Source organism: Sphingopyxis sp. FD7 (assembly GCF_003609835.1).
In the GTDB taxonomy this organism is placed as follows: domain Bacteria; phylum Pseudomonadota; class Alphaproteobacteria; order Sphingomonadales; family Sphingomonadaceae; genus Sphingopyxis.
Genome location: NZ_AP017898.1, coordinates 1,451,802 through 1,475,593 on the forward strand (window position 1 = coordinate 1,451,802; position 23,792 = coordinate 1,475,593).

A 23,792-nucleotide genomic window follows, 5' to 3' on the forward strand; every position below is an offset into this window, starting at 1 on the left:
CCTGTCTCGGTAAGATTGAAGCGACGAGTCGGAGGCGAAGACGACCGCCGGTCAGATCGCGACCTGACTCCCCAGCTCGACAACGCGGTTGGTCGGCAGGCGGAAATACTCCATCGCGCTTTCCGAATTGCGGAGCATCCACGCGAACAGTTTTTCGCGCCAGATCGGCATTCCGGGCTTCTTCGCCGCGATCAGCGTCTGGCGCGACAGGAAGAAGCTGGTTTCCAGCATCTTGAACTCGCCGCCACAGCTCGACACCCGGCCCAGCGCTTCGGGCACGTCGATCGGCTGCATGAAGCCATAGTTGAGCACGAGCCGGTGGAAACCCTGCCCCAGATCCTCGAGTTGGCAGAGCTTGCTTTCGGGGACGAAGGGCACGTCGGCGATCTTGATCGTGAGCAGGATGATGCGCTCGTGCAGCACCTTGTTGTGCTTCAAATTGTGGAGCAGCGCGTGCGGCACGCCGTCGCTGCTCGACGTCATGAACACGGCGGTGCCGGGCACGCGCGTCGCGCTGTTCGCGGCCGACTTCACGAAAATCGGGATCGGCATCGCGCCTTCGGCCATTTCCTGCTGCATCAGTTTGCGTCCGCGCGACCAGGTGGTCAGCAAGGTAAAGATCACCAGGCCGATCGCCAGCGGCACCCAGCCGCCATCGGGCACCTTGATCAGATTGGCGCCGAAATAGGCAATATCGACGATGAAGAAGACCGCGAGCACCGGCAGCGCCTTCCACGCCGGCCATTTCCACAAGGTAAAGAGAACGACGCTCATCAGGCAGGTGTCGATGAACATCGCGCCGGTCACCGCGATGCCATAGGCCGCGGCGAGGTTGCTCGACGAGCCAAAGCCCAGGACGAGCAGGATCACCATGATCATCAACCCCCAGTTGACGATCGGAATATAAATCTGACCCGCGGCCGACGCGCTGGTGTGCTCGACGCGCAGGCGCGGCATGAAACCCAGCTGGATCGCCTGCTGCGTCAGCGAGAAGGCGCCCGAAATCACCGCCTGGCTGGCGATGATCGTCGCGAGCAGCGCGAGAATGACGACGGGCAGCTCCAGGAACTGCGGCATCATCTGGAAAAAGGGATCGGAAATCAGCTCGGCGCGTGGCCCCGCTTCGGCCGCGAGAACCATCGCGCCCTGCCCCATATAGTTGAGCATCAGCGCGGGGAGCACGAAACTGAGCCACGACAGCCCGATCGGCCCGCGCCCGAAATGCCCCATGTCGGCATAGAGCGCCTCCGCCCCGGTCACGGCGAGCACGACCGCGCCCAGGGCTATGAAGGCAGTGAAGCCGTCGAGATAGAAAAAGCGCAACGCGTTCACCGGATTGAGCGTCTCGACGATAATCCACGGATTATTGCCGATATGCAGGATGCCGAGCGCTGCGAGCATCAGAAAATAGAGCAGCATGATCGGGCCGAACAGCGCGCCGACCCTGGCCGTTCCGCGCGCCTGGATCGCGAACAGGCCAATCAGGATCGCGAGCGCGATCGGGACGATATAGGGCTCGAAACCTTCGTCGACATAGGACAGACCCTCGGTCGCCGACAGCACCGACATCGCCGGGGTAATCATGCTGTCGCCATAGAAGAGCGCGGTCGCGAACACGCCCAGCAGGACGATCGGCCAGGTCCAGCGCTTGCCCTCCGACGACCGGCTGATCAGCGCGAGCAGCGCGAGGCTGCCCCCCTCGCCCTTGTTGTCGGCGCGCATGATCGTCATCACATATTTGAAGGTGACGACGAGCATCATCGACCAGAAGACCAGGCTCAGAACGCCATAGATGTGCAGCCGGTCGGGCTCGATCGGGTGATGGCCGGCGAAGGTTTCGCGGAAGGCATAAAGCGGGCTGGTGCCGATGTCGCCGAAGACGACGCCGATAGCGCCGACGGCAAGCTTCAGCTTGCCATCGCCATGATGCCCATGGCCGTGATGGCCGGTTTCGGCGGCGGCTTCGATGGCGGTTGCCACGCCCTCGGCCGCCTGTTGCGACTCAGCAGTCATCGCGCGCCTTTAGACGAGCCTGCGATTTTGGAACAGGTTTCAATTCGGGACGCTCGCGGTGGCTTCGTCGTTCGCGTCCGGCGGCACCGGCCCCATCGCCTGCCGCAGCTGCGCGAGCCGCATTTCGAGGTCCGCGCGCCACGGCGCATCGGCAGGGCTGCGCGCGAGCAATTCGCTCCACACCGCCTCCGCGCCTTTGAGATCGCCTCCCTGTGCCAGCGCCAACCCCGCAAAAAAGGGCGGCGCCGGGTGCGACGGATCGCGCCGCGCCGCCTCATCGAACGCCAGCGCCGCGGCGGGCGACATCATCCCGCCGCCATGCGCCGCGAGCGCATTGCCGAGGCCGACCCACAGGTCGACATTGTCGGGATATGTCTCCAGTCCCTTTTCCAGCGTCTTGGCCGCGAGTTCGGTCTTGCCCGTGCGCGCGAAGCCGTCGGACATGCCCAGCCATTGCGCCGCCGGGCCGAAGCGTTCGGCCATGCCCTGCCGCCGGTCGGTCAATGCCTCGCCAAAACCTTCGGGTTCCTCGGCCGCCGCGACGGGCTTTCCGGGCAGCGACGGGCTGCCCTGGAGCGCGTAACCTGTCAGGCCCAGCATCACCGCCGCCCCCGCCAGCGGGCGCACGGCGGAGGGCAAGCGGCCGAGCCAGAAAATGCCGCCGATCGTCAGCACCGCGGCGAGCATGACCCACAGCCAGGTCACGCCTTGTCCTCCGCATCGCCATCGCCGCGCCGGAACCGCCCGAACGCCAGCCAGCCGCCGATCGCGAGGAACAGCAGCGGCCCGAGCCAGAGCAGCGCCGTCGCCGCGTCGAACGGCGGATCATAAGTCACCCAATTGCCATAGCGAGCCACGAGCCACGCCTTGATTTCATCGGGACTTTCGCCGGCGGCGATCTTGCTGCGCACCTCGTGCCGCATGTCGCCCGCCAGCGGAGCGTCGCTGTCGGCAATCGACTGGCCCTGACAGACGAGGCAGCGCAGTTCCTCCATCAAGGCCTTGGCGCGCGCCTCCTTCGCCGGGTCGTTCAATTGCTGATAGGCATAGGGCGCGGGCGGGAGACGGTCCTGCGCGAAGGAAGGAACAGCGAACAGCAAGGCCAAAAACAACAATGCACCCCCGCGAAAGCGGGGGTCCAGGGCGACGTTGAACCCACGCCGCATTGTGCCGCTCTGGATCCCCGCCTTCGCGGGGATCCATGCTGTGAAGGCCTGTACTCCCCTCATTTCATCGCCTCGATCTTCGCGACGATCTCGGGCACCTGGTCGGCCAGGATCACGCCCTGGATCTGCTCGCGGATGATGCCCTTGCCGTCGACGAGGAAGGTTTCGGGCACCCCCGACGATCCCAGCGCGATCTGGACGCTGCTCTGCATATCGGCGCCGATGCGGTCGAAAGGATTGCCATATTCGCTCAGGAACCGGGCGACATCCTCGGGCCGGTCGCGGATCGCGATGCCGTCGATCGGCACGCCCGCGGCCTTGAGCGCCTCGAGCTGCGGCGCCTCGGCGCGGCACGGGATGCACCAGCTGGCGAACACATTGACAAGCCGCGGCTGCCCGTCGGCAAGATCGCTGCTCTTCAGCCCCGGCACCCCGGCGGTCGCGGGCGGCAGGTCGAACAGCGGCATCGGCTTGTCGATCCATTGCGACTGGATCAGCGTTTCGGCGGGCGTGACCAGCCGATAGATGAAAGCACCGAACAATAATCCCATGATTGCCAGCGGCACAAACAAGACCCAGCGGTTCTTCATGGCGCAAAACGCTCCTGTGCTTTGCGGTGCCGGCGCGCGCGCCACATGGCGAGCAGCTGCGCGCGGCCGAGCAGCGACAGCGTCGCGCCGAGCGCAATCAGTCCGCCGCCCAGCCATATCCACCACACCAAAGGTTTCCACCACAGGCGAATCTGATAGCGGTCGGCACGGCCATCCTCGCCCGACACCGGCTGGCCCAGCACCGCGTAAAGCTGCCCGCCGGGCCGCGTCAGCAGCGCGGCTTCGTTGGTTTCGGTCGGTGCGGTGCCCATCAGTCCCGGAAAAGTGCGCGCTTCGGGTTTCATCGTAAAGCTGTTGCCCGATGCGGTTGTCGCGACCAGCGAGCCTTCAACGGCGGTATAGTTCGGCCCGGCCACGGGCTTCACGCCCACGAATTTTACCGAAAAATCGGCGATGCGGATGGTCTCGCCAGGCGCGGCGGCGACCAGCCTCTCCTTGATGAAGGCGCTTTCGGCGCCCATTCCGGCGAGACACACCGCGACGCCGAAATGCGCCACGACCATGCCCCAGGTCGGCAAGGGCACGCGCCGAAGGTTGCGCCCCCACAGCGGGGCCAGGCTCGCGACCGCGACGACAGCGGCAACGGTCATGCCGAGCAACGGCAATATCCCCACGGCGCCGCCGAACAGGATCAGCGCGAAGAGCACCGCCGCCCCTGCAAGGGCCGACGCGGGGAGGCGCGACCACAATCTTTTGCCGTCATCCTTGCGCCAGCTGAGCAACGGTCCCGCGACCATGACAAGGCAGAGGATCAGCGCCAGCGGCCCCGCGACGCGATTATAATAGGGTGGCCCGACCGAAATCTTCTCGCCCATCGCTTCGGCGACGATCGGATAGAGCGTGCCAAGCAGCACGAGCGCGAGGATCGTCGTCAGCAGCAGATTGTTGATGACGAGCGCGCCCTCGCGGCTCAGCAGCGCGAATTTCTTGCCCTCGGCGACCGCCCCGGCGCGCAGCGCGAACAGGGTGAGCGCGCCGCCGATATAGATCGCCATCAGCACGAGCAGAAAGGTGCCGCGTTCGGGATCGACGGCAAAGCTGTGGACGCTCGTGAGCAATCCCGACCGCACGATGAAGGTGCCGACCATCGACATCGAAAAGCCGATCACCGCGAGCATCACCGTCCAGGCGCGCAGCGCGTTGCGCGTTGCCGTCACCGCGACCGAATGGAGCAGCGCCGCCCCCGCGAGCCACGGCACGAGCGAGACATTCTCGACCGGATCCCAGAACCACCAGCCGCCCCAGCCAAGCTCATAATAGGCCCAATAGCTGCCCGCGGTGATGCCCAGGGTCAGGAAAATCCAGCTGCCGAGCACCCACGGCCGCATCGCGCGCGCGAAGGCCGGGCCGATCTCGCGCGTGATCAGCGCGCCGACGGCAAAGCTGAACGCCACCGACAGCCCGACATAGCCGACGTAGAGCGTCGGCGGGTGGAAGGCCAGGCCGATGTCCTGGAGCAGCGGATTGAGCCCCTGACCGTCGGGCGGCGCCACCGGCAAGCGCTTGAACGGGTTGGACGAGAACAGCAGGAAAGCGAAAAAGCCCAGGCTCAATGCCGCCTGCGCCGCCAAGGTCGCGACCAGCGTATCCTCGCGCAGCCGCTTCTCGAACAGCGCGATCAGCGCGCCCGACAGCGACAGGATCATCAGCCACAGCAGCATCGACCCTTCGTGATTGCCCCACGTCCCGGCAATCTTGAAGATCATCGGTTTCAGGCTGTTGCTGTTGCGCGCCACCAGCTCGACCGACATGTCGGAGCGCACGAACAGCGCGATCAACAGACCGAAGGCCGCGGTAGTGAGCACGCCCTGCGCGACGCTCGCCGGCCGGACGAGCGCCGCCAGATCCTTCGGCCCGCCGCGCAGGAACAAGGTTCCCGCGACGAGCGACAGGCAGGCGAGCGCCGCCGCGATCCACAGCAGCGCGAGGCCGAGTTCGGCGATCATGCGATCACACCATCAAACCAGTGCATGTCTTTGCGAGGAGCGAAGCGACGAAGCAATCTCCAGCTATCGACACCAAAGGCCGCGAGCTGGAGATTGCTTCGCTTCGCTCGCAATGACGAACTTGGAACGCAGCTCATACCCCCGCCGCCGCCTTCATATCCTTCGGCATTTCGCCCATCTGCGGTGGCATATAGCGTTCGTCATGCTTGGCCAGGATACGGTCGGCAACAAAGGTACCGTCGGCGCGCATCCGGCCGTCGGCGACCATGCCGCTTTCCTCGCCGAACAGATCGGGGACGATGCCCTTATATTCGACAGGCACCGATGCCTTGCCGTCGGTTGCGACGAAACGGATCGTGAGGCCATCGGGCTGCCGCACGATGCTGCCTTTCGCGACCATGCCGCCCAACCGCATCGCTTCACCGACCGCCGCCTTGCCGCCCGCGACTTCGACAGGCGTACGGAAATAGGCCGCCTCGTCGCGAAGCGCGCTCGCCGCGAGCACGCCCGCGCCGACGACGCCACACAGCGCGACGACCGCCAGGACCAGCCGCTGATGCTTTGCCTTCATCGACGATCCTTTCGCAGCGCGTCGCTGCGTCTCTCGGCCCGCACCATCGCGCGCCAGCTCGACCAGAGCACCGCGGCGGTCAGCGCGACCGTCAGGCCATAGGCCGCGGCCACATAGGCCCATTGACCGCCCCCGCTGATCACCCCCGCCACGCCTTATTCCTCCTCGTCGGCCAGCCGCCGCAGCCGCGCCGCGACGCGGTTGTCGGCGATGATCCGCCGCATCCGCATCAGCACGATAGCCCCGAATAGCAGCGAAAAACCCAGCAAGGTCAAGCCCAGCGGCCACAGCAGTGCGCCGTCGATGCTCGATCCGCCCAGCGTGATGCTCGGTCCCTGATGCAGGCTGTTCCACCACACGACGCTGCGGTTGATGATCGGGATGTTGATCGCGCCGACCAGCGCATAGATCGCCGCCCCGCGCGACAGTGATCCACCCTGTCGCTGCGCATCGTCGCCGTTCGTGAGCGCGATAAAACCAGCATAAAGAAAGAGGAGCACGAGCATCGAGGTCATCCGCCCGTCCCATTCCCACCAGGTGCCCCAGGTCGGCTTGCCCCAGATCGACCCGGTGGCAAGGCAAAGCGCGGTGAACAGCATCCCCGGCACCGCGATCGCGCGCGCGGCGATGCCCGCCAGCGGATGCCGCCACACCAGCTGGACAAGCCCCGCAACCGCCAGTGAGGTCCAGCCGCCCATGCCCAGCCACGCCGACGGCACATGAACATAGAGGATGCGCGCGGTCTCGCCCTGCTTGTAATCGCCTGGCACCAGCGTCAGCCCGGCCAGCCCCCCACCGAACACCAGCAACAGGCCAAGGCCGAGCAGCCAAGGCGTCAGCGGCCTGGCAATCGTCAGAAAACGGGTCGGATTGGCATAGGCGTGCATCGGTTTCGCGTCGTCCTTAGGAGAGGCGGCGCCTGCGGTCCAGCGATTTGCCGGGCGAAGGCGTCGGGATTCACTGTTCCGGCCGCGTCCAGATCCAACTGCCCGTCACGCCCGCAGCGACCACCGGCACCATCGCCCATGGCCACGGCGCAAGCGCCAGCGCAAGCGCGATACTCGCAACGAAGGCAAGTGACGCGGCAACCTTGGCCTTGCGGCTGATCGCGCCATGGTCGCGCCACGCGACGATATGCGGTCCGAAGGTCTGATGCGCCAGCAGCCACGCCTCCAGCCGCGGCGACGAGCGCGCGAAGCAGAAGGCGGCGAGAATGACGAACGGCACCGTCGGCAGCAACGGCAGTACCGCGCCGATCGCCCCCAGGCCGAGCGACAACCAGCCCGCGACCAGATAGAAGTGCCGTTTCATTTGCGATGGCTTAGCGCCTTTTCTCCCCGACGCCATCCACTTACCGTCGCCCCCGCGCAGGCGGGGGCCGCTGGCAACCTTGGCGAGATGGCGGCCCCCGCCTTCGCGGGGGCGACGCTCACCCGCGCCCGATCAGCTTTTGCGCCATCCGGTCGGCGACGACCGACGCCGGAGTGCCGCTCGCCTTGCTTTCGGTCCAGATTTCGGCGAGTCGGCCGGGAATCAGCCGGATGCGGCTTTCGACCTCTTCCTGGCTGCCCTGCCCCAGATATTCGAGCGCGACGTTGATGATCCCGCCCGCGTTGATGACATAGTCAGGAGCATAGACAATGCCGCGATCATGAATCCGCTGGCCGTCGAGCGCGGTCGCGAGCTGGTTGTTCGCACCGCCCGCGACGATTTGGACCTTCAGCTTGGCGATGCTCGCCTCGGTCAGGATCGCGCCCAGCGCATTGGGGCTGAGCACATCGGCCTCGACCTCCATGATCGCCGCCGAATCGGCCAGCTCGGCGCCCAGTTCCTCGGCCAGCGCCTTCGCGCGCGCCAGATTGACGTCGGCGAGGGTCAGCTTCGCGCCTTCGGCCGCCAGCCGCCGCGCGACGCCGCCGCCGACGCTGCCGACGCCCTGGATCGCGACGCGCACATCCTTCGCGCTGTCGGCGCCCAGCCCTTCGCGAATCGCCGCCTTGATGCCCAGGTAAACGCCGAGCGCGGTGAATGGTCCCGGGTCGCCGCCCGCCTCGCCGCTCGCGACGGGCAGCCCGCTGACATGCTTGGTCTGCTTGGCAATTTCGACCATGTCGGCGTCGGTGATGCCGACATCCTCGGCGGTCACATAGGCGCCGCCGAGCGAATCGACCGCGCGGCCGAACGCCGCGAGCAGTTCGGGGGTCTTCGCCTGCCCTTCGTCGGCCAGGATCACGCCCTTGCCGCCGCCCATCGGCAGCCCCGCCATCGCATTTTTATAGCTCATGCCGCGCGACAGGCGCAGCGCGTCGGTGATCGCCGCCGCGCGCTGCGGATAATGCCAGTAACGCACGCCGCCCGCGCCGGGGCCGAGGTGCGTCGAATGGACGGCGATCACCGCGGTCAGGCCGCTGGCGCGATCGCGGAACATGTGGACATGTTCGTGATCGTCGAAATCGGCGAAATCCCAGACAGCGGACATGGCAGCTTCCTCACGTTAAAAAATTACGTGAAGACGTAATAATGAAACAGGGGTAACGAGTCACCCCAAAAGCGTCTGTCAGCCATGAAAGCAAAAATGGGGCGACCAACGGGGCTCGAACCCGTGACCTCCGGTACCACAAACCGGCGCTCTAACCAACTGAGCTATGATCGCCACACGCCGCGCGAACCCGCCTGCGACAGCGCGCGGCGATAGGCCCGACCTCCCCCTTCGTCAAGCATTGTTCGCGTCGGTCGACAACAGTAAAAGCGCGCCATGGCTGGCAAGGATCATGTCGACATGGCCTCTTCGGGCGCCGACCGCACCGCAGCGCGGCTGGCGGCCGTCCCCGGCATACGCCGCGCGCCGACACCCAGGCTCGAACAGTTCATGCTGCCGCGCTTCCTCGACGGCGAAACCTGCGCCGCGCTGATCGCGCTGATCGACGGCGATGCGCGTCCCTCGACGATCGCCGACCCCAATGGCGACGAGGCGTTCCGCACCAGTTCGACCTGCGACCTCGACCACCGCCTTCCGCTCGTGAGCGCCGTGAACAAAAGGCTCCACGATCTGACCGGCATCCCGCTCGAATATGGCGAGCCCTTGCAGGGCCAGCGCTATGACGTCGGCGAGGAGTTCAAGGCGCACACCGACTATTTCGACCCCCACGGCGCCGACTGGGACATCTATTGCGCGGTGCCCGGCCAGCGGAGCTGGACCCTGATGATCTACCTCAACCAGCCCGCCGCGGGCGGCGCGACGCGCTTCCTCGCCACCGGCAAGATGCACCAGCCCGAAGTCGGCAAGCTGCTCGCGTGGAACAATGTCCGCCCCGACGGGACGACGAACCCCGACACGCTCCACCATGGGATGAAGGTGCGCAAGGGGCGCAAATATATCATCACCAAATGGTTCCGCGAACGGCCGTGGCCGTGGACGGAGGGGGAGTTGGGGTAACGGCTACCTCAAAACCCGTTCGTGTCGAACGGAAATAGGGGTCGGTTTGCACCGACCCCTCGTTGGAATTACCGCATCAGCCTATACTGGAAGTGCAGCGTCAGCGTGTTCGACACCCGCCCTGGTTCAACCGGTGTCGATTTGGCATCGGCGGCCATTTCCATCCGCACATAGGGCATCGGCGGCTGTGGCCCGGCAAAGCCGCCCTCGCTGATCGACACCAGTTCGGCGCCGCGATAGCCCGCAAGCCGTGCATAATCCGCGGCCTTGGCCTCGGCCGCCTTGATCGCCGCGCCGCGCGCACCGACGAGCTGCGCATCGGGATCCTTCATGCCGAACCACGGCCCTTCGATATTGGTCCCGCCCGCGGCGACGAGCGCGTCGAGCAGCGGGCCGATGTCGTCGATCCTGCCCGTCGTCGCGCGCACGGTGTTCGATACCTGATAGCCCAGAAAGCGCGGTGGCTGGCCGTCGGTGCGGTTGCTGTAATCATATTGCGGCGACAGGTTGATGCCGCTCGTCTGGATGTCCTCGGCCTTGATCCCGCGCGCCTTGGCGGCGGCGATCAGCCGGTCCATCGCGGCGGCATTGGCGCGCATCGCCTCCACCGCGGTGGACGCGGTGGTGGTCACTCCGGCGCCGACGGTCGCCTGGTCGGGGCGCGAGCGCACCTCCTCGCTGACGCTGAAGCTCAGGATCGGCCCCTGCGTCGTCGCTGCCGTCACCGCCGATCCTCCTTGCTGTGCGATGGCGGGCGCCGCCGCGATCAGGGCCAGTCCGGATGCCATAGCGGCAAGCATTTGCTTCGTCATTTCATTCTCCTGTGAACCGGGCTTGCGGTCATTTGCCATTTCCACCCCGTAACGCCGACGGCGCGGACCCGTTCCCGCCTTTGTGCGGACGGCGCTTGCATGATGCTGAACGCGTCAGTAGCGAGCCGTTCATCATGGCGGCACCGATCTTATCATATGAAGGCCTCGGCCTTGTGCAGGGCAGCGGCTGGCTGTTCCAGGATCTCGACATCTATGTCGGGCCGCGCGACCGGCTCGCGCTGATCGGCCGTAACGGCGCGGGCAAGACGACGCTGCTCAAGCTGCTCGCGGGGCGCATCGACCCCGACAAGGGCCAGCGCACGATCGTTCCCGGCACGCATGTCGTGATGCTGGAACAGGAACCCGATTTCCGTCCCTTCGCAACGCTGATGGATTTTGCGGTGGCGGGCGTCGACGGCCCCGCAAGCCATGAAGTTGCGGCGATCGCCGACCAGCTCGGCATCGACATGAGCCGCACCGCCGCCAGCGCGTCGGGCGGCGAACGCCGCCGCGCCGCGCTCGCGCGCGCGCTCGCGCAGAACCCCGACGTTTTGCTGCTCGACGAGCCGACCAACCACCTCGACCTCGCCGCGATCGACTGGCTTGAAAGCTGGCTCGCGCGCTACACGGGCGCTTTCGTCGTCATCAGCCACGACCGCACCTTTCTGACGCGGCTGACGCGCCAGACCCTGTGGCTCGACCGCGGCAGCATCCGCCGCAAGGAAATCGGCTTCGGCGGCTTCGAGGAATGGAGCGACGCCGTCGCCGCCGAGGAAGCACGCGCCGCGCAAAAGCTCGATTCCAAGCTGCGGCTCGAAACGCATTGGCTCCAACGCGGCGTCACCGCGCGCCGCAAGCGCAACCAGGGGCGGCTCGAAAAGCTGAAGGAAATGCGCGCGACCCGCGCCGCGATGATCGGCGGTCCCGGCGTCGCCAGGCTCGGCCTTGCCAACGACGATGTCCGCTCGAAATCGGTAATCGTGGCCGAAGGCGTGACCAAGAGCTTCGGCGACCGCACGATCATCAGGAACTTCGATTTTCGCGTCCAGCGCGGCGACCGCATCGGCATCGTCGGCGCGAACGGCGCGGGCAAGTCGACCCTGCTCAAGCTGCTCACCGGTGAGCTTCAACCGGACAGCGGCAGCGTCACTCTCGCCCCGACGCTCGACGGCATCGTCATCGACCAGCAGCGCAGCCTGCTATCGCCCGAAAAGCGGGTGCGCGACGTGCTCGCCGACGGCGGCGACTGGGTCGAGGTACGCGGCGTCAAGAAGCATATCCAGGGCTATCTGAAAGAGTTTCTCTTCGACCCCGGCGTCGTCGAGGCGAGCGTCGGCGCGCTGTCGGGCGGTGAACGCTCGCGGCTGCTCCTCGCGCGCGAATTTGCCCGCGAATCGAACCTCCTCGTCCTCGACGAGCCGACCAACGACCTTGACCTCGAAACGCTCGATTTGTTGCAGGAAGTCATCGCCGACTATGCCGGCACCGTGCTCCTCGTCAGTCACGACCGCGACTTTCTCGACCGCACCGTCACCGTCACGCTCGGCCTCGACGGGTCGGGCAAGGTCGACATCGTCGCGGGCGGCTATGCCGACTGGGAAGCCAAGCGGGTCAAGCCGGGCAGCGTCAAAACCAAAGCCTCAACAGCTGCCGCCCCGCCCCCGCCGACCGCGCGCAAAAAGCTGAGTTACAAGGATCAGCGCGATTACGACCTCCTCCCGGCCCGGATCGAGGCGATCGAGGCCGAGATGACGGAGATCGAGACCGAATTGTCCGACGCCGCGCTGTTCACGCGCGATCAGGCCCGCTTCAACGCGCTGACGGCCAAACTCGACGCCCTCCGCACCGAAAAGGCCGCGGCCGAGGATCGCTGGCTGGCCCTCGCGGAAGAAGTCGAGGCCCTGCAATAAGCGGGAGGTGAAACACTCCTGCGCGCGACATCCGCTTTGAGGTGGTGAGCTGCCCTATAAGTCCGTCATGCTGGCTGCGGCGATGGCCTCGCTGTTTCAGCATCCATGGCCTGACCTCTGATCCGGCGCTGCACCGGAGGAAACGAATGGGCCATGGACCCTGAAACAAGTTCAGGGTGACGCGAATTGAGAGGTCCGCAATCGGTCGTTTACCGTCATCGCAACGACCATCGCCCCAAAAAACCTCACCCCCCGGCACCAAACTCCCGCGCCAGCCGCAGCACCGGCTCGGCCAGTTCCTTGCGGCAGATCAGCAGGTCGGGAAGATAGGTGTCGGCATTGTTATAGCGCAGCGGCGACCCGTCGGCGCGGCTCACATGCAGTCCGGCAGCCGCGGCCACCGCGGCAGGCGCGCAATTGTCCCATTCATATTGGCCGCCGCTGTGCAGATAGATGTCGGCCTCGCCGCGCACGACCGCCATCGCTTTCGCGCCGGCCGACCCCATGGCGACCAGCTCGGCGCCCAGATGGTCGGCGACGAACAGCGCTTCGGCGGCGGGGCGCGAGCGGCTGACCAGCATCTTTGGCGGGTCGTTCGGCGGCGCGAGCGGCGGCGGCGACGCCGATGTCAGCGTCACCCCCAACCCCGGCAGCGCGACCACGCCGACCGCGGCAACGCCGTCGATCGCCAGCGCGACATGCACGGCCCAGTCGCTACGCCCCTCGCCATATTCGCGCGTGCCGTCGAGCGGATCGACGATCCACACGCGCGACCGGGCGCAGCGTGCGACATTGTCCTTCTCCTCTTCGGAAAGGAGCGCATCGTCGGGGCGCGCCGCGTGGATTTCGCGGCACAGCATCGCGTTCGCGGCTTCGTCGCCCGCCTGCCCCAGCGCCTTGCCCTCGATATCGCCGCGCGCGCGAAGATCGAGCAGGATCGCCCCCGCCGCCGCCGCGAGACGCTCGGCAAGCTGGTCGTCGGTCTCGTTCATCCGAGCAGGCGCTCGACGATCAGGTCGGCCGCGGCTTCGGGTGACATGGCGGTCGTGTCGATACGGATTTCGGGATTTTCGGGCGCTTCATAGGGGCTGTCGATCCCGGTGAAGTTCTTGAGCTGCCCCGCGCGCGCCTTTTTGTAGAGGCCCTTGACGTCGCGGCGCTCGGCTTCCTCCAGCGGCGTGTCGATGAACACTTCGATAAACTCGCCTTCGGGGAGCATCGACCGCACCATTTCGCGCTCCGCTCGGAACGGCGAGATGAAGGCGGTGATGACGATCAGCCCCGCGTCGGTCATCAGCTTCGCGACTTCGCCGACGCGGCGGATATTCTCGATCCGGTCGGCCTCGGTGAAACCCAGGTCGCGGTTCAGCCCGTGGCGCACATTGTCGCCGTCGAGCAGAAAGCTGTGCCGGTTCATCCGGTGCAACTTCTTCTCCACCAGATTGGCGATTGTCGACTTGCCCGACCCCGACAGTCCCGTGAACCACAAGAGCGCCGGCTTCTGATTCTTGAGGTTCGCGCGCATCTCGCGGCTGATGTCGCTTGCCTGCCAATGGACATTCTGCGCGCGGCGCAGGCTGAAATGCAGCATCCCCGCGGCGACCGTCGCATTGGTCAACTTGTCTACAAGCACGAAACCGCCCAGCGTCCGGTTGTCGGCATAGGCCTCGAACACGATCGGCTTGTCGGTCGCCAGTTCGACGACGCCGATGCCGTTCAGTTCCAGCGTCTTGGCCGCCAGATGGTCGAGCGTGTTGACGTTGATCTCATATTTGGGGGCCTGCACCGTCGCCGACACGCTCTGCGTCGCGAGCTTCAGCCAATAGGCGCGGCCGGGGATCATTGCCTCGTCGGCCATCCACACCAGTGTCGCCTCGAACCGGTCGGCAGCCTCGGGCGGATTGTCCGCCACCGCGATCACGTCCCCGCGCGAGCAATCCACCTCGTCGGAAAGTGTCAGCGTCACCGACTGACCCGCGACGGCTTCGTCCAGGTCGCCGTCGAGGGTAACGATGCGATCCACGGTCGTCGTCTTGCCGCTGGGCAGGATGCGCACCGCATCGCCCGGCCTGACCTTGCCGCTGGCAAGCTGCCCCGAGAAACCCCGGAAATCGAGGTTCGGGCGGTTGACCCATTGCACCGGCATACGAAACGGCCTGGCTTCGTCGGCGGCGGCGCCGATCTCGACATTTTCGAGATGCTCGATCAGCGTCGGTCCCGTGAACCAGGGCATGTTCGCCGACAGCGCGGTGATATTGTCGCCCTTGAACCCCGAAATGGGGATCGCGGTAAAATGGGTGATGCCGATCTCGCTCGCAAAGGCGCGATAGCTCAGCAGGATGCGCTCGAAAACCGCCTTGTCGTAACCGACAAGGTCCATCTTGTTCACCGCGAGCACGATATGCTTGATGCCGATCAGGTGCGCGAGGAAGCTGTGCCGCCGCGTCTGGGTGAGCACCCCCTTGCGCGCGTCGATCAGGATGACGGCGAGGTCGGCGGTCGAGGCGCCGGTGACCATGTTGCGCGTATATTGCTCGTGCCCCGGCGTGTCGGCGACGATGAACTTGCGCTTCTCGGTCGTGAAAAAGCGATAGGCGACGTCGATCGTGATCCCCTGCTCACGCTCGGCGGCAAGGCCGTCGACGAGCAAGGCAAAGTCGATTTCCTGCCCCTGGGTGCCGACGCGCTTGCTGTCGGCTTCGAGCGCGGCGAGCTGATCCTCGAAGATCATCTTGCTGTCGTAGAGCAGTCGCCCGATCAGCGTCGATTTGCCGTCGTCGACCGATCCGCAGGTGATGAAGCGTAGCAGCGACTTCTTCTCATGCCCCGCCAGATAGGCGTCGATGTCCTCAGCGATCAGGGCGTCGGTGACGTAAACAGGATCGGTCATATCTTTAACTTCGTCATTCCCGCGAAGGCGGGAATCCCGCTTCGTTCATTGGCTCCGAAAGAGGCCCCCGCCTTCGCGGGGGTTGACCCTTCGTCAATCTGAAGATTGACGTGGCGGGTCAAAAATACCCCTCCTGCTTCTTCTTCTCCATGCTCGCATCGCCGCCGTCCTTGTCGATGATGCGGCCCTGGCGTTCGCTGGTCGTCGTCAGCAGCATCTCCTGAATGACCTCGCTCAGCGTCGCCGCCTCGCTCTCCACGGCGCCGGTAAGCGGATAGCAGCCGAGCGTGCGGAAACGCACCGAGCGGAGCGTCGGCGTCTCACCCGGCAGCAGCGGGAAGCGCTCGTCATCGACCATCAGCAGTAACCCGTCGCGCTCCACGGTCGGGCGCGGCGCGGCGAAATAGAGCGGGACAATGGGGATATTCTCGCGCGCGATATATTGCCAGATGTCGAGCTCGGTCCAGTTCGATATCGGAAAGACGCGGATGCTCTCCCCCTTCGCCTTGCGCGCGTTGTAGAGGTTCCAAAGCTCAGGCCGCTGCTTTTTGGGATCCCAGCCGTGGCTCGCGGTGCGGAAAGAAAAGATGCGCTCCTTGGCGCGGCTCTTTTCCTCGTCGCGGCGCGCGCCCCCGAAGGCGACGTCGAAGCCATGGAGGTCGAGCGCCTGTTTCAGCCCCTCGGTCTTCCACATGTCGGTGTGCAAGGGGCCGTGATCGAACGGGTTGATCCCGCGCGCCTTCGCTTCCGGGTTCTGATGGACGATCAGTTCCATGCCGCTTTCCGCGGCCATGCGGTCGCGCAGTTCGTACATCGCCTTGAACTTCCATGTTGTATCGACATGGAGCAGCGGGAATGGCGGCGGCGAGGGATAAAAGGCCTTGCGCGCAAGGTGCAGCATCACCGCGCTGTCCTTGCCCACGCTATAGAGCATCACGGGCTTTGCCGCGTCGGCCATCACTTCGCGCATGATATGGATGCTCTCGGCCTCCAGCCGGTCGAGATGGGTCAGCGTATCGGTCATGCCCTGCCCTTGCCGCCCCTCCGAAAACCGATCAAGCTGTATGGCCTTTTGGCGCTGCAAGCCAGACTTGTGAGGCCGGTCGTCACGGCGCGGCATCGACCTTCGCCTGCCGCCACTCGGCAGCGATCGCGCCAATCGTCTCGCGCGCGTGCGCCAGCCGCGGGCTGATTTCGGGCAAACCGGCCCAGGCGGGATCGGCGACCAGCCCCAGTTCGCGGCGAAAATCATAGCCCGCGACCTTGAGCGGCACGATGCCGTCGATCGCGAGCGACACCGGCGCGGTGGTGATGCCGATGCCCGCGGCGACCATCCGCAGGCAACGCTCGTCGCTTTCGCTGCGCAAGGCAAAGCGCGGGCGCACGCCGTGGCGCGTGAAGAAACGGCTCGTCGCCCCCAGAAACTCGCACGAACGCCGCGCGATCATCGTTTCGGCGGCCAGTTCGTCGGGTGTGACCTCGATACGGCCGACCAGCGGATGATCGGCGGCGATGAACATCGTCAGCGGCTCATCATAGAGCGAGGTGATATTATCGCCGCGCTCGCCGGGACGCAGCCCGACAAGCGCCATATGGATGCGCGCGCTGCCCAGCGCGGCGCGAAGCTCGGCATCGCCGTTCTCAACGATCTCGATCGCAAAGCTGGGGCGCAGCGCCGCGACGATCGCCTGCAACAACTCGCCGGGCACCGATCGGATCACACCCAGTTTCAGCTCGGCCAGGGGCCGTTCGCCGGTACGACCGAAATCGTCGGCGGCGCGAAATCCGCGGTCGAGATCGCGCGCGATCGGCAAAAAGCGCCCGCCCGCTTCGGTGAGGCGAATCTGCCGCCGGTTGCGCAGGAACAGCCGCGTCCCGACCAGCCTTTCCAGCTCGGCGATCCCCGCCGACAGGGCCGGTTGGGTGACGCGGATGCGCAAAGCCGCCTGTGTAAAGCCGCCGGCATCGACGACGGCGAGGAATTGCCGGATATGCGCGCGCTTTATCATAGATTTTGCTTATGCTGAAACGCGACCTCTTTCAATTTCCATATGCCAGGATTTTGATGCACAGTTGCGGGACCATCCGGCCCTCGATCGACAGGTAATCCATGCGCGCCACCCCCGATTTCGACTTCGCCCTCGGTGAAACCGCCGACATGATCCGCGAAACCACCGCCCGCTTCGCCGACGAACGGATCGCGCCGCTCGCCGCCAGGGCCGACGCCGACGACTGGTTTCCGCGCGATGAGCTGTGGACCGCGATGGGCGCGCTCGGCCTCCACGGCATCACCGTCGAGGAAGAGTGGGGCGGGCTTGGCCTCGGTTATCTCGAACATGTGATCGCGGTCGAGGAAGTCAGCCGTGCCAGCGCGGCGATCGGTCTTTCCTATGGCGCGCACTCGAACCTGTGCGTCAACCAGATCCGCCGTTGGGGCAATGCCGAGCAGAAGGCGAAATATCTGCCCAGGCTGATTTCGGGCGAGCATGTCGGCAGCCTCGCGATGTCCGAAGCCGGTGCGGGCAGCGACGTCGTGTCGATGAAGCTCAAGGCCGACAAGGTTCAGGGCGGCTATGTGCTGAACGGCACGAAGTTCTGGATCACCAACGCGAGCCACGCCGACACGCTGGTCGTCTATGCCAAGACCTCGCCCGAGGCGGGATCGCGCGGCATCACCGCCTTCCTGATCGAAAAGGATATGCCGGGGTTCAGCATCGGGCAAAAGATCGACAAGGTCGGGATGCGCGGCAGCCCCACCGCCGAGCTGGTGTTCACCGATTGCGAAGTGTCCGAAGACCAGGTCATGGGCCCCGAAAATGGCGGCGTCGGCGTGCTGATGTCGGGGCTCGATTATGAGCGCGTCGTGCTCGCGGGGCTTCAGCTCGGCATCATGCAGGCGTGCCTCGACACGGTCATTCCTTACGTGCGCGAACGCAAGCAGTTCGGCAAGCCGATCGGCTCGTTCCAGCTGATGCAGGCGAAGGTCGCCGACATGTATGTCATGCTCCAGTCGGCGCGCTCCTACGTCTACAACGTCGCCAAGGCGTGCGACGCCGGACAGACGACGCGCTTCGACGCCGCGGGCGCGATCCTGCTCGCGAGCGAAAGCGCGGTAAAGGTCGCGGGCGAGGCGATTCAGGCGCTTGGCGGCGCGGGATACACGAAGGACTGGCCGGTCGAGCGCTATTGGCGCGACGCCAAGCTGCTCGACATCGGCGCGGGGACCAACGAGATCCGCCGGATGCTGATCGGCCGCGAACTGATCGGGGCGGCGGGGTGAGTGAAATGCCGATTGTTGAAGGTGAAGAACCAAAGAAATCAAAGCGATCGGTCCGCGAGCGAGCCGACGCAATCAAGCCATTTGTGTGCAAAAACCTGATCGCTGTCATCGAAAACCCGGCCGACATCAAGAATATCGGCACGGTCATCCGCAACGTGAACGCACTCGGTGTGGAGAAGGTTTATATCGTCGATCCCCGCAAGGCGCTGCCTGACGACTGGCAGGAAATGCGCGAAAGGCCTTCATTATCCAAGACGTCCGTTTCGGCGATCAAGTGGAGCTTCGTGAAACGGTTCGACAGCACAGACGATTGCTTCGATCATCTGGAGAGAAAGAATTTCCGGTCGATCGTCACCTCGCCGCACATGAAGGGACAGGTAAATATTATCCTGCACGAAGGCGATTACACCGAACATGCCAAGCTGGCTGTGTGGTTCGGCAATGAAAAACGCGGGATCAGCGACCGGGCAGTCGAGCGCAGCGATGCCTGCGTTTCAATCCCGATGTTTGGCATGATTGAGAGCCTCAATTTGGGCACGTCCTCCGGCATCGTGCTTTATGAAGTGACGAAGCAGCGGCGAGAATATCAGAGCAAATATAGCAAGCGCGACAAGCGCGGCGCTCGGGCAGAGCCATTGCCAACGGTTATGCCATTGGAGGAACGCCAAAAGTGAACGCCCCGACCCTCAACACTATCCTCGACCGGGAAAGCTCCGAGGCCAAGGCGCGCTTTATTCGCAACCAAGCGCTTGCTACCGAACTACGCGCACGTGTCGCCGAAGCGGCGCTGGGCGGCAACGAAAAGTCGCGCGAGCGCCTGCTCGACGCGGGCTCGCCCGTCCTCGAGATCGGCCAGCTTGCCGCGTGCGACTTGTATGGCGGCGAAGTGCCGGGTGCGGGGATGATCGCCAACATCGGCGCGGGGACGAACGAGATCCGCCGGATGCTGATCGGCCGCGAACTGATCGGCGCCGGCGCGTGATCTGGCTCTGGCTGTCGGCGGCGTTTATGACGACGACGGCCGCGATCCACGCCATTCTTGGCGAGCGGCGGCTGATGGGACCGCTGATGATGCTCGATCAGGGCATCATGGGGGTCGACCTTGCGCGGCGCGTCTTTCGCCTCGCCTGGCATGCGCTGTCGCTGCTCATGCTCGTCTCGGCAGCGTCGGTCGTCTGGCCGGGCACCCCGCGCGGGCTGATCCTGCTGATCGGCGGCGCATGGCTCGCGACCGGCCTGTTCGACGCCATTTATACGCGCGGACGTCATATCGGCTGGCCCTTCCTCGCCGCGTCGGGCGCCTGCGCGCTGCTGGGGGCCACATGAGCCAGCCCCTGCTCGACGCGCTTCAATATTATGGCGCCGCGGCGGCGACCTTTGCCGCGCTGATCGTCTCGCTCAACCTTGGCGAGCGGTGGACCGGCTGGGCGTTCGTCATTTTCGTGACCAGCAGCCTCGCGCTGATCGCCTGGGGCTTCCTGCAGTCCGACAGCGAAGGCATCGGGTGGCAGAATATCGCGCTGCTCGGTATCAATTGCGTGGGCGTCTATCGCCACCTTATCCGCAAGAAGCCGGGCGACGTCGCGGCCGCGCAGGAATGACGACATGACATTTTTGATGGGAGATTCGGCAAGGTGAGCGCCCCGGTCCTGGGAACGATGGTCGATCGCGACGGCGAGGCGTTCCGCGCCAACGCCGCGCACAACCGCGCGCTGCGCGACGAGCTGTACGCGCGCGTCGCGCAGGCGGCGCTGGGCGGCAACGAAAAGTCGCGCGAGCGCCATGTGAGCCGCGGCAAGCTGCTCCCCCGCGAGCGCGTCGAGCGCCTGCTCGACCCCGGCTCGCCCTTCCTCGAGATCGGCCAGCTCGCCGCGTGCGACCTCTATGGCGGCGAGGTGCCGGGCGCCGGGATGATCGCCGGCATCGGCCGCGTGTCGGGGCGACAGGCGATGATCGTCTGCAACGACGCGACGGTGAAGGGCGGCACCTATTATCCGATGACGGTGAAAAAGCATCTGCGCGCGCAGGAAATCGCGCAGGAAAACCGCCTGCCGTGCATCTATCTGGTCGACTCCGGCGGCGCGAACCTGCCGCATCAGGATCAGGTCTTTCCCGACCGCGACCATTTCGGGCGCATCTTCTTTAACCAGGCGAATATGAGCGCGCGCCGCATCCCGCAGATCGCGTGCGTGATGGGAAGCTGCACCGCGGGCGGCGCCTATGTGCCCGCGATGAGCGACGAAACGGTGATCGTCCGCGGTCAGGGCACGATCTTCCTCGCCGGCCCGCCGCTGGTGAAGGCGGCGACGGGCGAAGAAATCAGCGCCGAGGATCTGGGCGGCGGCGATCTCCACGCCAGGAAGTCGGGCGTTGTCGACCATCTCGCCGAGAATGACGAACATGCGCTGACGATCGTGCGCGACATCATGTCGCACCTTGGAACTGAGGAAGGATTCAAGGTCGAGATGAAGGAGCCGCGCCCGCCCAGATATGACGCCGAAGACCTCTACGGCATCATCCCGCAGGACGTCCGCGCTCCCTATGACGTCCACGAAGTCATCGCGCGCATCGTCGACGGCAGCGAGTTTCACGAGTTCAAGGCGCAATATGGCAGCACGCTCGTCTGCGGCTTCGCGCATATCTGGGGCATCCCCGTCGCGATCCTCGCCAACAATGGCGTGCTGTTCAGCGAAAGCGCGGTCAAGGGCGCGCATTTCATCGAACTGGCGCAGCAGCGCCGCATCCCCCTGCTCTTCCTCCAGAATATCAGCGGCTTCATGGTTGGTGGCAAGTACGAGGCAGAGGGCATTGCAAAGCATGGCGCAAAGCTGGTGACCGCGGTTGCGACGGCAACGGTTCCGAAGATCACCGTGCTGATCGGCGGCAGCTTCGGCGCGGGCAATTACGGCATGTGCGGGCGCGCCTATTCGCCGCGCTTTTTGTTTACGTGGCCCAATGCGCGGATCAGCGTGATGGGCGGCGAACAGGCGGCGTCGGTGCTCGCGACCGTCCACCGCGACGCCGACAAATGGACGCCCGAGGAAGCCGAAGCCTTCAAGGCGCCGATCCGCCAGAAATATGAGGACGAAGGCAATCCCTACCACGCGACCGCGCGCCTGTGGGACGATGGCATCATCGACCCCGCGCAGACGCGCGACGTGCTGGGCCTCGCCTTCGCCGCAACGCTGAACGCCCCGGTCGAAGACCGCGGCTTCGGCGTGTTCAGGATGTGATTATGATGATCCAATCGCTCCTCATCGCCAATCGCGGCGAAATCGCCTGTCGCATCATCCGCACCGCGCGCGCGATGGGCATACGGACCGTTGCGGTCTATTCGGATGCCGACGCGAAAGCGCTGCATGTGCGCGAGGCCGATGAGGCGGTGCATATCGGGCCGTCGTCGGCGCGTGAAAGCTACCTCGTTGGCGAGAAGATCATCGCCGCTGCGAAGGCAACCGGCGCCGAGGCGATCCATCCGGGCTATGGCTTCCTCTCCGAAAATGCCGAGTTCGCGCAGGCCGTGATCGACGCGGGCCTCGTGTGGGTCGGGCCGAAGCCTTCGTCGATCACCGCGATGGGGCTGAAGGACGCCGCCAAGAAGCTGATGGCCGAGGCCGGGGTGCCGGTGACGCCCGGCTATATGGGCGAAAATCAGGACCCCGCCTTTCTCGCCGAACAGGCGGCCGAGATCGGCTACCCCGTGCTCATCAAGGCCGTCGCAGGCGGCGGCGGCAAAGGGATGCGCAAGGTGGATAGCCCGGCTGACTTCGCCGACGCGCTCGCCTCGTGCCAACGCGAGGCGGCCGCGTCGTTCGGAAACGACCATGTGCTGATCGAGAAATATATCCTGACCCCCCGCCATATCGAGGTGCAGGTGTTCGGCGACATGCACGGCAACGTCGTCCACCTGTTCGAGCGCGACTGCTCGCTCCAGCGCCGCCACCAGAAGGTGATCGAGGAGGCCCCCGCCCCCGGCATGGACGAAGCGACGCGCGCCGAGTTGTGCGCCGCTGCGGTGCGCGCGGCGAAGGCAGTCGATTATGTCGGTGCAGGGACGATCGAGTTCATCGCCGACGCGAGCGAGGGCCTGCGCGCCGACCGCATCTGGTTCATGGAAATGAACACGCGCCTGCAAGTCGAGCATCCGGTGACCGAGGAAATCACCGGGGTCGATCTGGTCGAATGGCAGTTGCGGGTGGCGAGCGGCGAGCCGTTGCCGCTGACGCAGGACCAGCTGGCGATCAACGGCTGGGCGATGGAAGCGCGGCTTTATGCCGAGGATCCGGCGAAGGGTTTTCTGCCGAGCATTGGCACGCTCGAACTCTTCCAGCTTCCCGAACATATCGGCCGCATCGACACCGGCGTTTACGAAGGCGCTGAGGTATCGCCCTTCTACGACCCGATGATCGCCAAGGTGATCGCCTGGGGCGAGAACCGCGACGAAGCGCGCGAGTTGCTCTCCGAGATGCTGGAGGATAGCGCGATCTGGCCGGTGAAGACCAATTCGGCCTTTCTGATCAATGCGCTCGACCATCCCGATTTCGTCGCGGGCACCGTCGATACCGGATTGATCGGCCGCGACGGCGACAGCATGACCGCCGAACCGGTGCCGACCGAACAGGCGCTCACCAACGCCGCAATGGCGATGGTCCCCCGTTCATTGCAGTCGGGATTCCGCCTCAACGCGCCCGCCGTCCGCGGCGCACCCTTTCTGCTGGACGGCAAGCGCGTCGATGTGCGGCTGCATGGGCCGGGCACCGGGGAACCGGCGCCTGCGATGCTCGTCGCCGAAAGCGGCGCGGTGTGGCAACTCACGCCCTGGCGTGCGCAAGGCAGCGCGGGCGGCGCGGCGGGTGACGGCGCGATCCTGTCGCCGATGCCGGGCAAGATTATCGCGGTCGATGTGTCCGTGGGCGATATGGTGTCGAAAGGGCAGAAGCTGCTGACGCTGGAAGCGATGAAGATGGAACACAGCCTGACCGCGCCTTTCGATGGCGTCGTCGCCGAACTCAATGCCTCAGCGGGCGCGCAGGTGCAGGTCGAGGCGTTGCTGGCGCGGATCGAGGCGGCGGAATAAGGTTCCTTCTCCCTTCGGGAGAAGGATATGGAGCCTTGCTGCTTCAGCAGCTAGGCGGAGTTGGATGAGGGGTTGCGAGC

23 protein-coding genes, 1 tRNA gene and 1 pseudogene are annotated in these 23,792 nt (G+C 65.4%); 9 read left to right on the forward strand and 16 right to left on the reverse strand.

The genetic code is table 11. From position 1 onward, the window contains the following. Positions 1 to 51: 51 nt before the first annotated feature. The 11 genes from SPYCA_RS06790 to SPYCA_RS06835 form a co-directional block, all read right to left on the reverse strand. Positions 52 to 2,013 carry a potassium transporter Kup gene (locus SPYCA_RS06790; protein ID WP_120219514.1) on the reverse strand — a complete coding sequence of 654 codons (1,962 nt, stop codon included), beginning with the start codon at positions 2,011 to 2,013 and terminating at the stop codon, positions 52 to 54. A 39-nt stretch (positions 2,014 to 2,052) separates the two neighbouring features. Continuing rightward, complete coding sequence (locus tag SPYCA_RS06795) at positions 2,053 to 2,718, reverse strand: tetratricopeptide repeat protein (protein WP_120219515.1); 666 nt, start codon at positions 2,716 to 2,718, stop codon at positions 2,053 to 2,055. Next, positions 2,715 to 3,179, reverse strand: coding sequence for a cytochrome c-type biogenesis protein (locus tag SPYCA_RS06800; RefSeq protein ID WP_120219516.1), 465 nt, complete (start codon positions 3,177 to 3,179; stop codon positions 2,715 to 2,717). Before SPYCA_RS06800 ends, SPYCA_RS06795 begins: the two co-directional genes overlap by 4 nt. 59 nt (positions 3,180 to 3,238) lie before the next feature. Then, positions 3,239 to 3,769 (reverse strand): DsbE family thiol:disulfide interchange protein, encoded by a 531-nt coding sequence (locus SPYCA_RS06805; protein WP_120219517.1) that lies wholly within the window; start codon positions 3,767 to 3,769, stop codon positions 3,239 to 3,241. Continuing rightward, a complete protein-coding gene (locus tag SPYCA_RS06810) occupies positions 3,766 to 5,736 on the reverse strand; it encodes a heme lyase CcmF/NrfE family subunit (protein WP_120219518.1) in 1,971 nt (656 codons plus the stop codon). Before SPYCA_RS06810 ends, SPYCA_RS06805 begins: the two co-directional genes overlap by 4 nt. Positions 5,737 to 5,869: 133 nt before the next feature. Continuing rightward, positions 5,870 to 6,307 carry a cytochrome c maturation protein CcmE gene (ccmE, locus tag SPYCA_RS06815; RefSeq protein ID WP_120219519.1) on the reverse strand — a complete coding sequence of 146 codons (438 nt, stop codon included), beginning with the start codon at positions 6,305 to 6,307 and terminating at the stop codon, positions 5,870 to 5,872. After that, positions 6,304 to 6,459: a hypothetical protein gene (locus tag SPYCA_RS19230; RefSeq protein WP_172594992.1), complete on the reverse strand. Its 156-nt coding sequence runs from the start codon at positions 6,457 to 6,459 to the stop codon at positions 6,304 to 6,306. Before SPYCA_RS19230 ends, ccmE begins: the two co-directional genes overlap by 4 nt. Before the next feature lie 3 nt (positions 6,460 to 6,462). Continuing rightward, entirely contained in the window at positions 6,463 to 7,194 is a 732-nt protein-coding gene (ccmC, locus tag SPYCA_RS06820; protein ID WP_120219520.1) for a heme ABC transporter permease CcmC, read from the reverse strand. A 70-nt stretch (positions 7,195 to 7,264) separates the two neighbouring features. Next, positions 7,265 to 7,618: a YbaN family protein gene (locus SPYCA_RS06825; protein ID WP_120219521.1), complete on the reverse strand. Its 354-nt coding sequence runs from the start codon at positions 7,616 to 7,618 to the stop codon at positions 7,265 to 7,267. A gap of 118 nt (positions 7,619 to 7,736) precedes the next feature. Beyond that, positions 7,737 to 8,786, reverse strand: a complete 1,050-nt coding sequence (locus SPYCA_RS06830; RefSeq protein WP_120219522.1) for a Glu/Leu/Phe/Val family dehydrogenase — start codon at positions 8,784 to 8,786, stop codon at positions 7,737 to 7,739. 97 nt (positions 8,787 to 8,883) lie between these two features. Further along, positions 8,884 to 8,960 (reverse strand) — tRNA-His (locus tag SPYCA_RS06835). Positions 8,961 to 9,062: 102 nt separating this feature from the next. On the opposite strand from SPYCA_RS06835, the gene SPYCA_RS06840 reads away from it, so the two are divergent. After that, positions 9,063 to 9,743, forward strand: coding sequence for a prolyl hydroxylase family protein (locus SPYCA_RS06840; protein WP_232003562.1), 681 nt, complete (start codon positions 9,063 to 9,065; stop codon positions 9,741 to 9,743). Positions 9,744 to 9,811: 68 nt separating this feature from the next. On the opposite strand, the gene SPYCA_RS06845 is transcribed toward SPYCA_RS06840, so the two are convergent. Continuing rightward, positions 9,812 to 10,555, reverse strand: coding sequence for an SIMPL domain-containing protein (locus SPYCA_RS06845; RefSeq protein WP_120219523.1), 744 nt, complete (start codon positions 10,553 to 10,555; stop codon positions 9,812 to 9,814). Between the two features lie 134 nt (positions 10,556 to 10,689). Here SPYCA_RS06845 and SPYCA_RS06850 point away from each other — a divergent pair, with 134 nt between their 5' ends. Next, a complete protein-coding gene (locus SPYCA_RS06850) occupies positions 10,690 to 12,465 on the forward strand; it encodes an ABC-F family ATP-binding cassette domain-containing protein (protein ID WP_120219524.1) in 1,776 nt (591 codons plus the stop codon). A gap of 245 nt (positions 12,466 to 12,710) precedes the next feature. Here SPYCA_RS06850 and SPYCA_RS06855 read toward each other — a convergent pair whose 3' ends face one another. From SPYCA_RS06855 to SPYCA_RS06870, 4 genes are all read right to left on the reverse strand, one after another. Further along, positions 12,711 to 13,457, reverse strand: a complete 747-nt coding sequence (locus SPYCA_RS06855) for a 3'(2'),5'-bisphosphate nucleotidase CysQ (protein ID WP_120219525.1) — start codon at positions 13,455 to 13,457, stop codon at positions 12,711 to 12,713. Beyond that, entirely contained in the window at positions 13,454 to 15,355 is a 1,902-nt protein-coding gene (cysN, locus tag SPYCA_RS06860; RefSeq protein WP_120219526.1) for a sulfate adenylyltransferase subunit CysN, read from the reverse strand. The genes SPYCA_RS06855 and cysN overlap by 4 nt, the downstream gene beginning before the upstream one ends. A gap of 118 nt (positions 15,356 to 15,473) precedes the next feature. Then, positions 15,474 to 16,475: a sulfate adenylyltransferase subunit CysD gene (gene cysD, locus SPYCA_RS06865; protein WP_269462440.1), complete on the reverse strand. Its 1,002-nt coding sequence runs from the start codon at positions 16,473 to 16,475 to the stop codon at positions 15,474 to 15,476. Then, a complete protein-coding gene (locus SPYCA_RS06870; RefSeq protein WP_120219528.1) occupies positions 16,462 to 17,364 on the reverse strand; it encodes a LysR family transcriptional regulator in 903 nt (300 codons plus the stop codon). The genes cysD and SPYCA_RS06870 overlap by 14 nt, the downstream gene beginning before the upstream one ends. Positions 17,365 to 17,465: 101 nt before the next feature. Here SPYCA_RS06870 and SPYCA_RS06875 point away from each other — a divergent pair, with 101 nt between their 5' ends. The 7 genes and pseudogenes from SPYCA_RS06875 to SPYCA_RS06905 all read left to right on the forward strand — a co-directional run bounded on the left by SPYCA_RS06875 (position 17,466) and on the right by SPYCA_RS06905 (position 23,712). Next, positions 17,466 to 18,635 carry an isovaleryl-CoA dehydrogenase gene (locus tag SPYCA_RS06875; RefSeq protein ID WP_120219529.1) on the forward strand — a complete coding sequence of 390 codons (1,170 nt, stop codon included), beginning with the start codon at positions 17,466 to 17,468 and terminating at the stop codon, positions 18,633 to 18,635. Positions 18,636 to 18,640: 5 nt separating this feature from the next. Next, positions 18,641 to 19,309, forward strand: coding sequence for a TrmH family RNA methyltransferase (locus tag SPYCA_RS06880; protein ID WP_120219530.1), 669 nt, complete (start codon positions 18,641 to 18,643; stop codon positions 19,307 to 19,309). Then, positions 19,306 to 19,554: pseudogene (locus SPYCA_RS06885) on the forward strand (methylcrotonoyl-CoA carboxylase); the annotation flags it as partial. The gene SPYCA_RS06880 and the pseudogene SPYCA_RS06885, both read left to right, overlap by 4 nt. A 59-nt stretch (positions 19,555 to 19,613) precedes the next feature. Beyond that, on the forward strand, positions 19,614 to 19,961 hold the full coding sequence (locus tag SPYCA_RS06890; protein ID WP_120219531.1) for a hypothetical protein: 348 nt from the start codon (positions 19,614 to 19,616) through the stop codon (positions 19,959 to 19,961). Continuing rightward, positions 19,958 to 20,236, forward strand: coding sequence for a hypothetical protein (locus SPYCA_RS06895; RefSeq protein ID WP_120219532.1), 279 nt, complete (start codon positions 19,958 to 19,960; stop codon positions 20,234 to 20,236). Before SPYCA_RS06890 ends, SPYCA_RS06895 begins: the two co-directional genes overlap by 4 nt. Before the next feature lie 33 nt (positions 20,237 to 20,269). Then, positions 20,270 to 21,868 (forward strand): carboxyl transferase domain-containing protein, encoded by a 1,599-nt coding sequence (locus tag SPYCA_RS06900; protein ID WP_120219533.1) that lies wholly within the window; start codon positions 20,270 to 20,272, stop codon positions 21,866 to 21,868. 5 nt (positions 21,869 to 21,873) lie between these two features. Next, a complete protein-coding gene (locus SPYCA_RS06905) occupies positions 21,874 to 23,712 on the forward strand; it encodes an acetyl/propionyl/methylcrotonyl-CoA carboxylase subunit alpha (RefSeq protein ID WP_120222193.1) in 1,839 nt (612 codons plus the stop codon). The last annotated feature ends 80 nt before the right edge of the window (positions 23,713 to 23,792 follow it).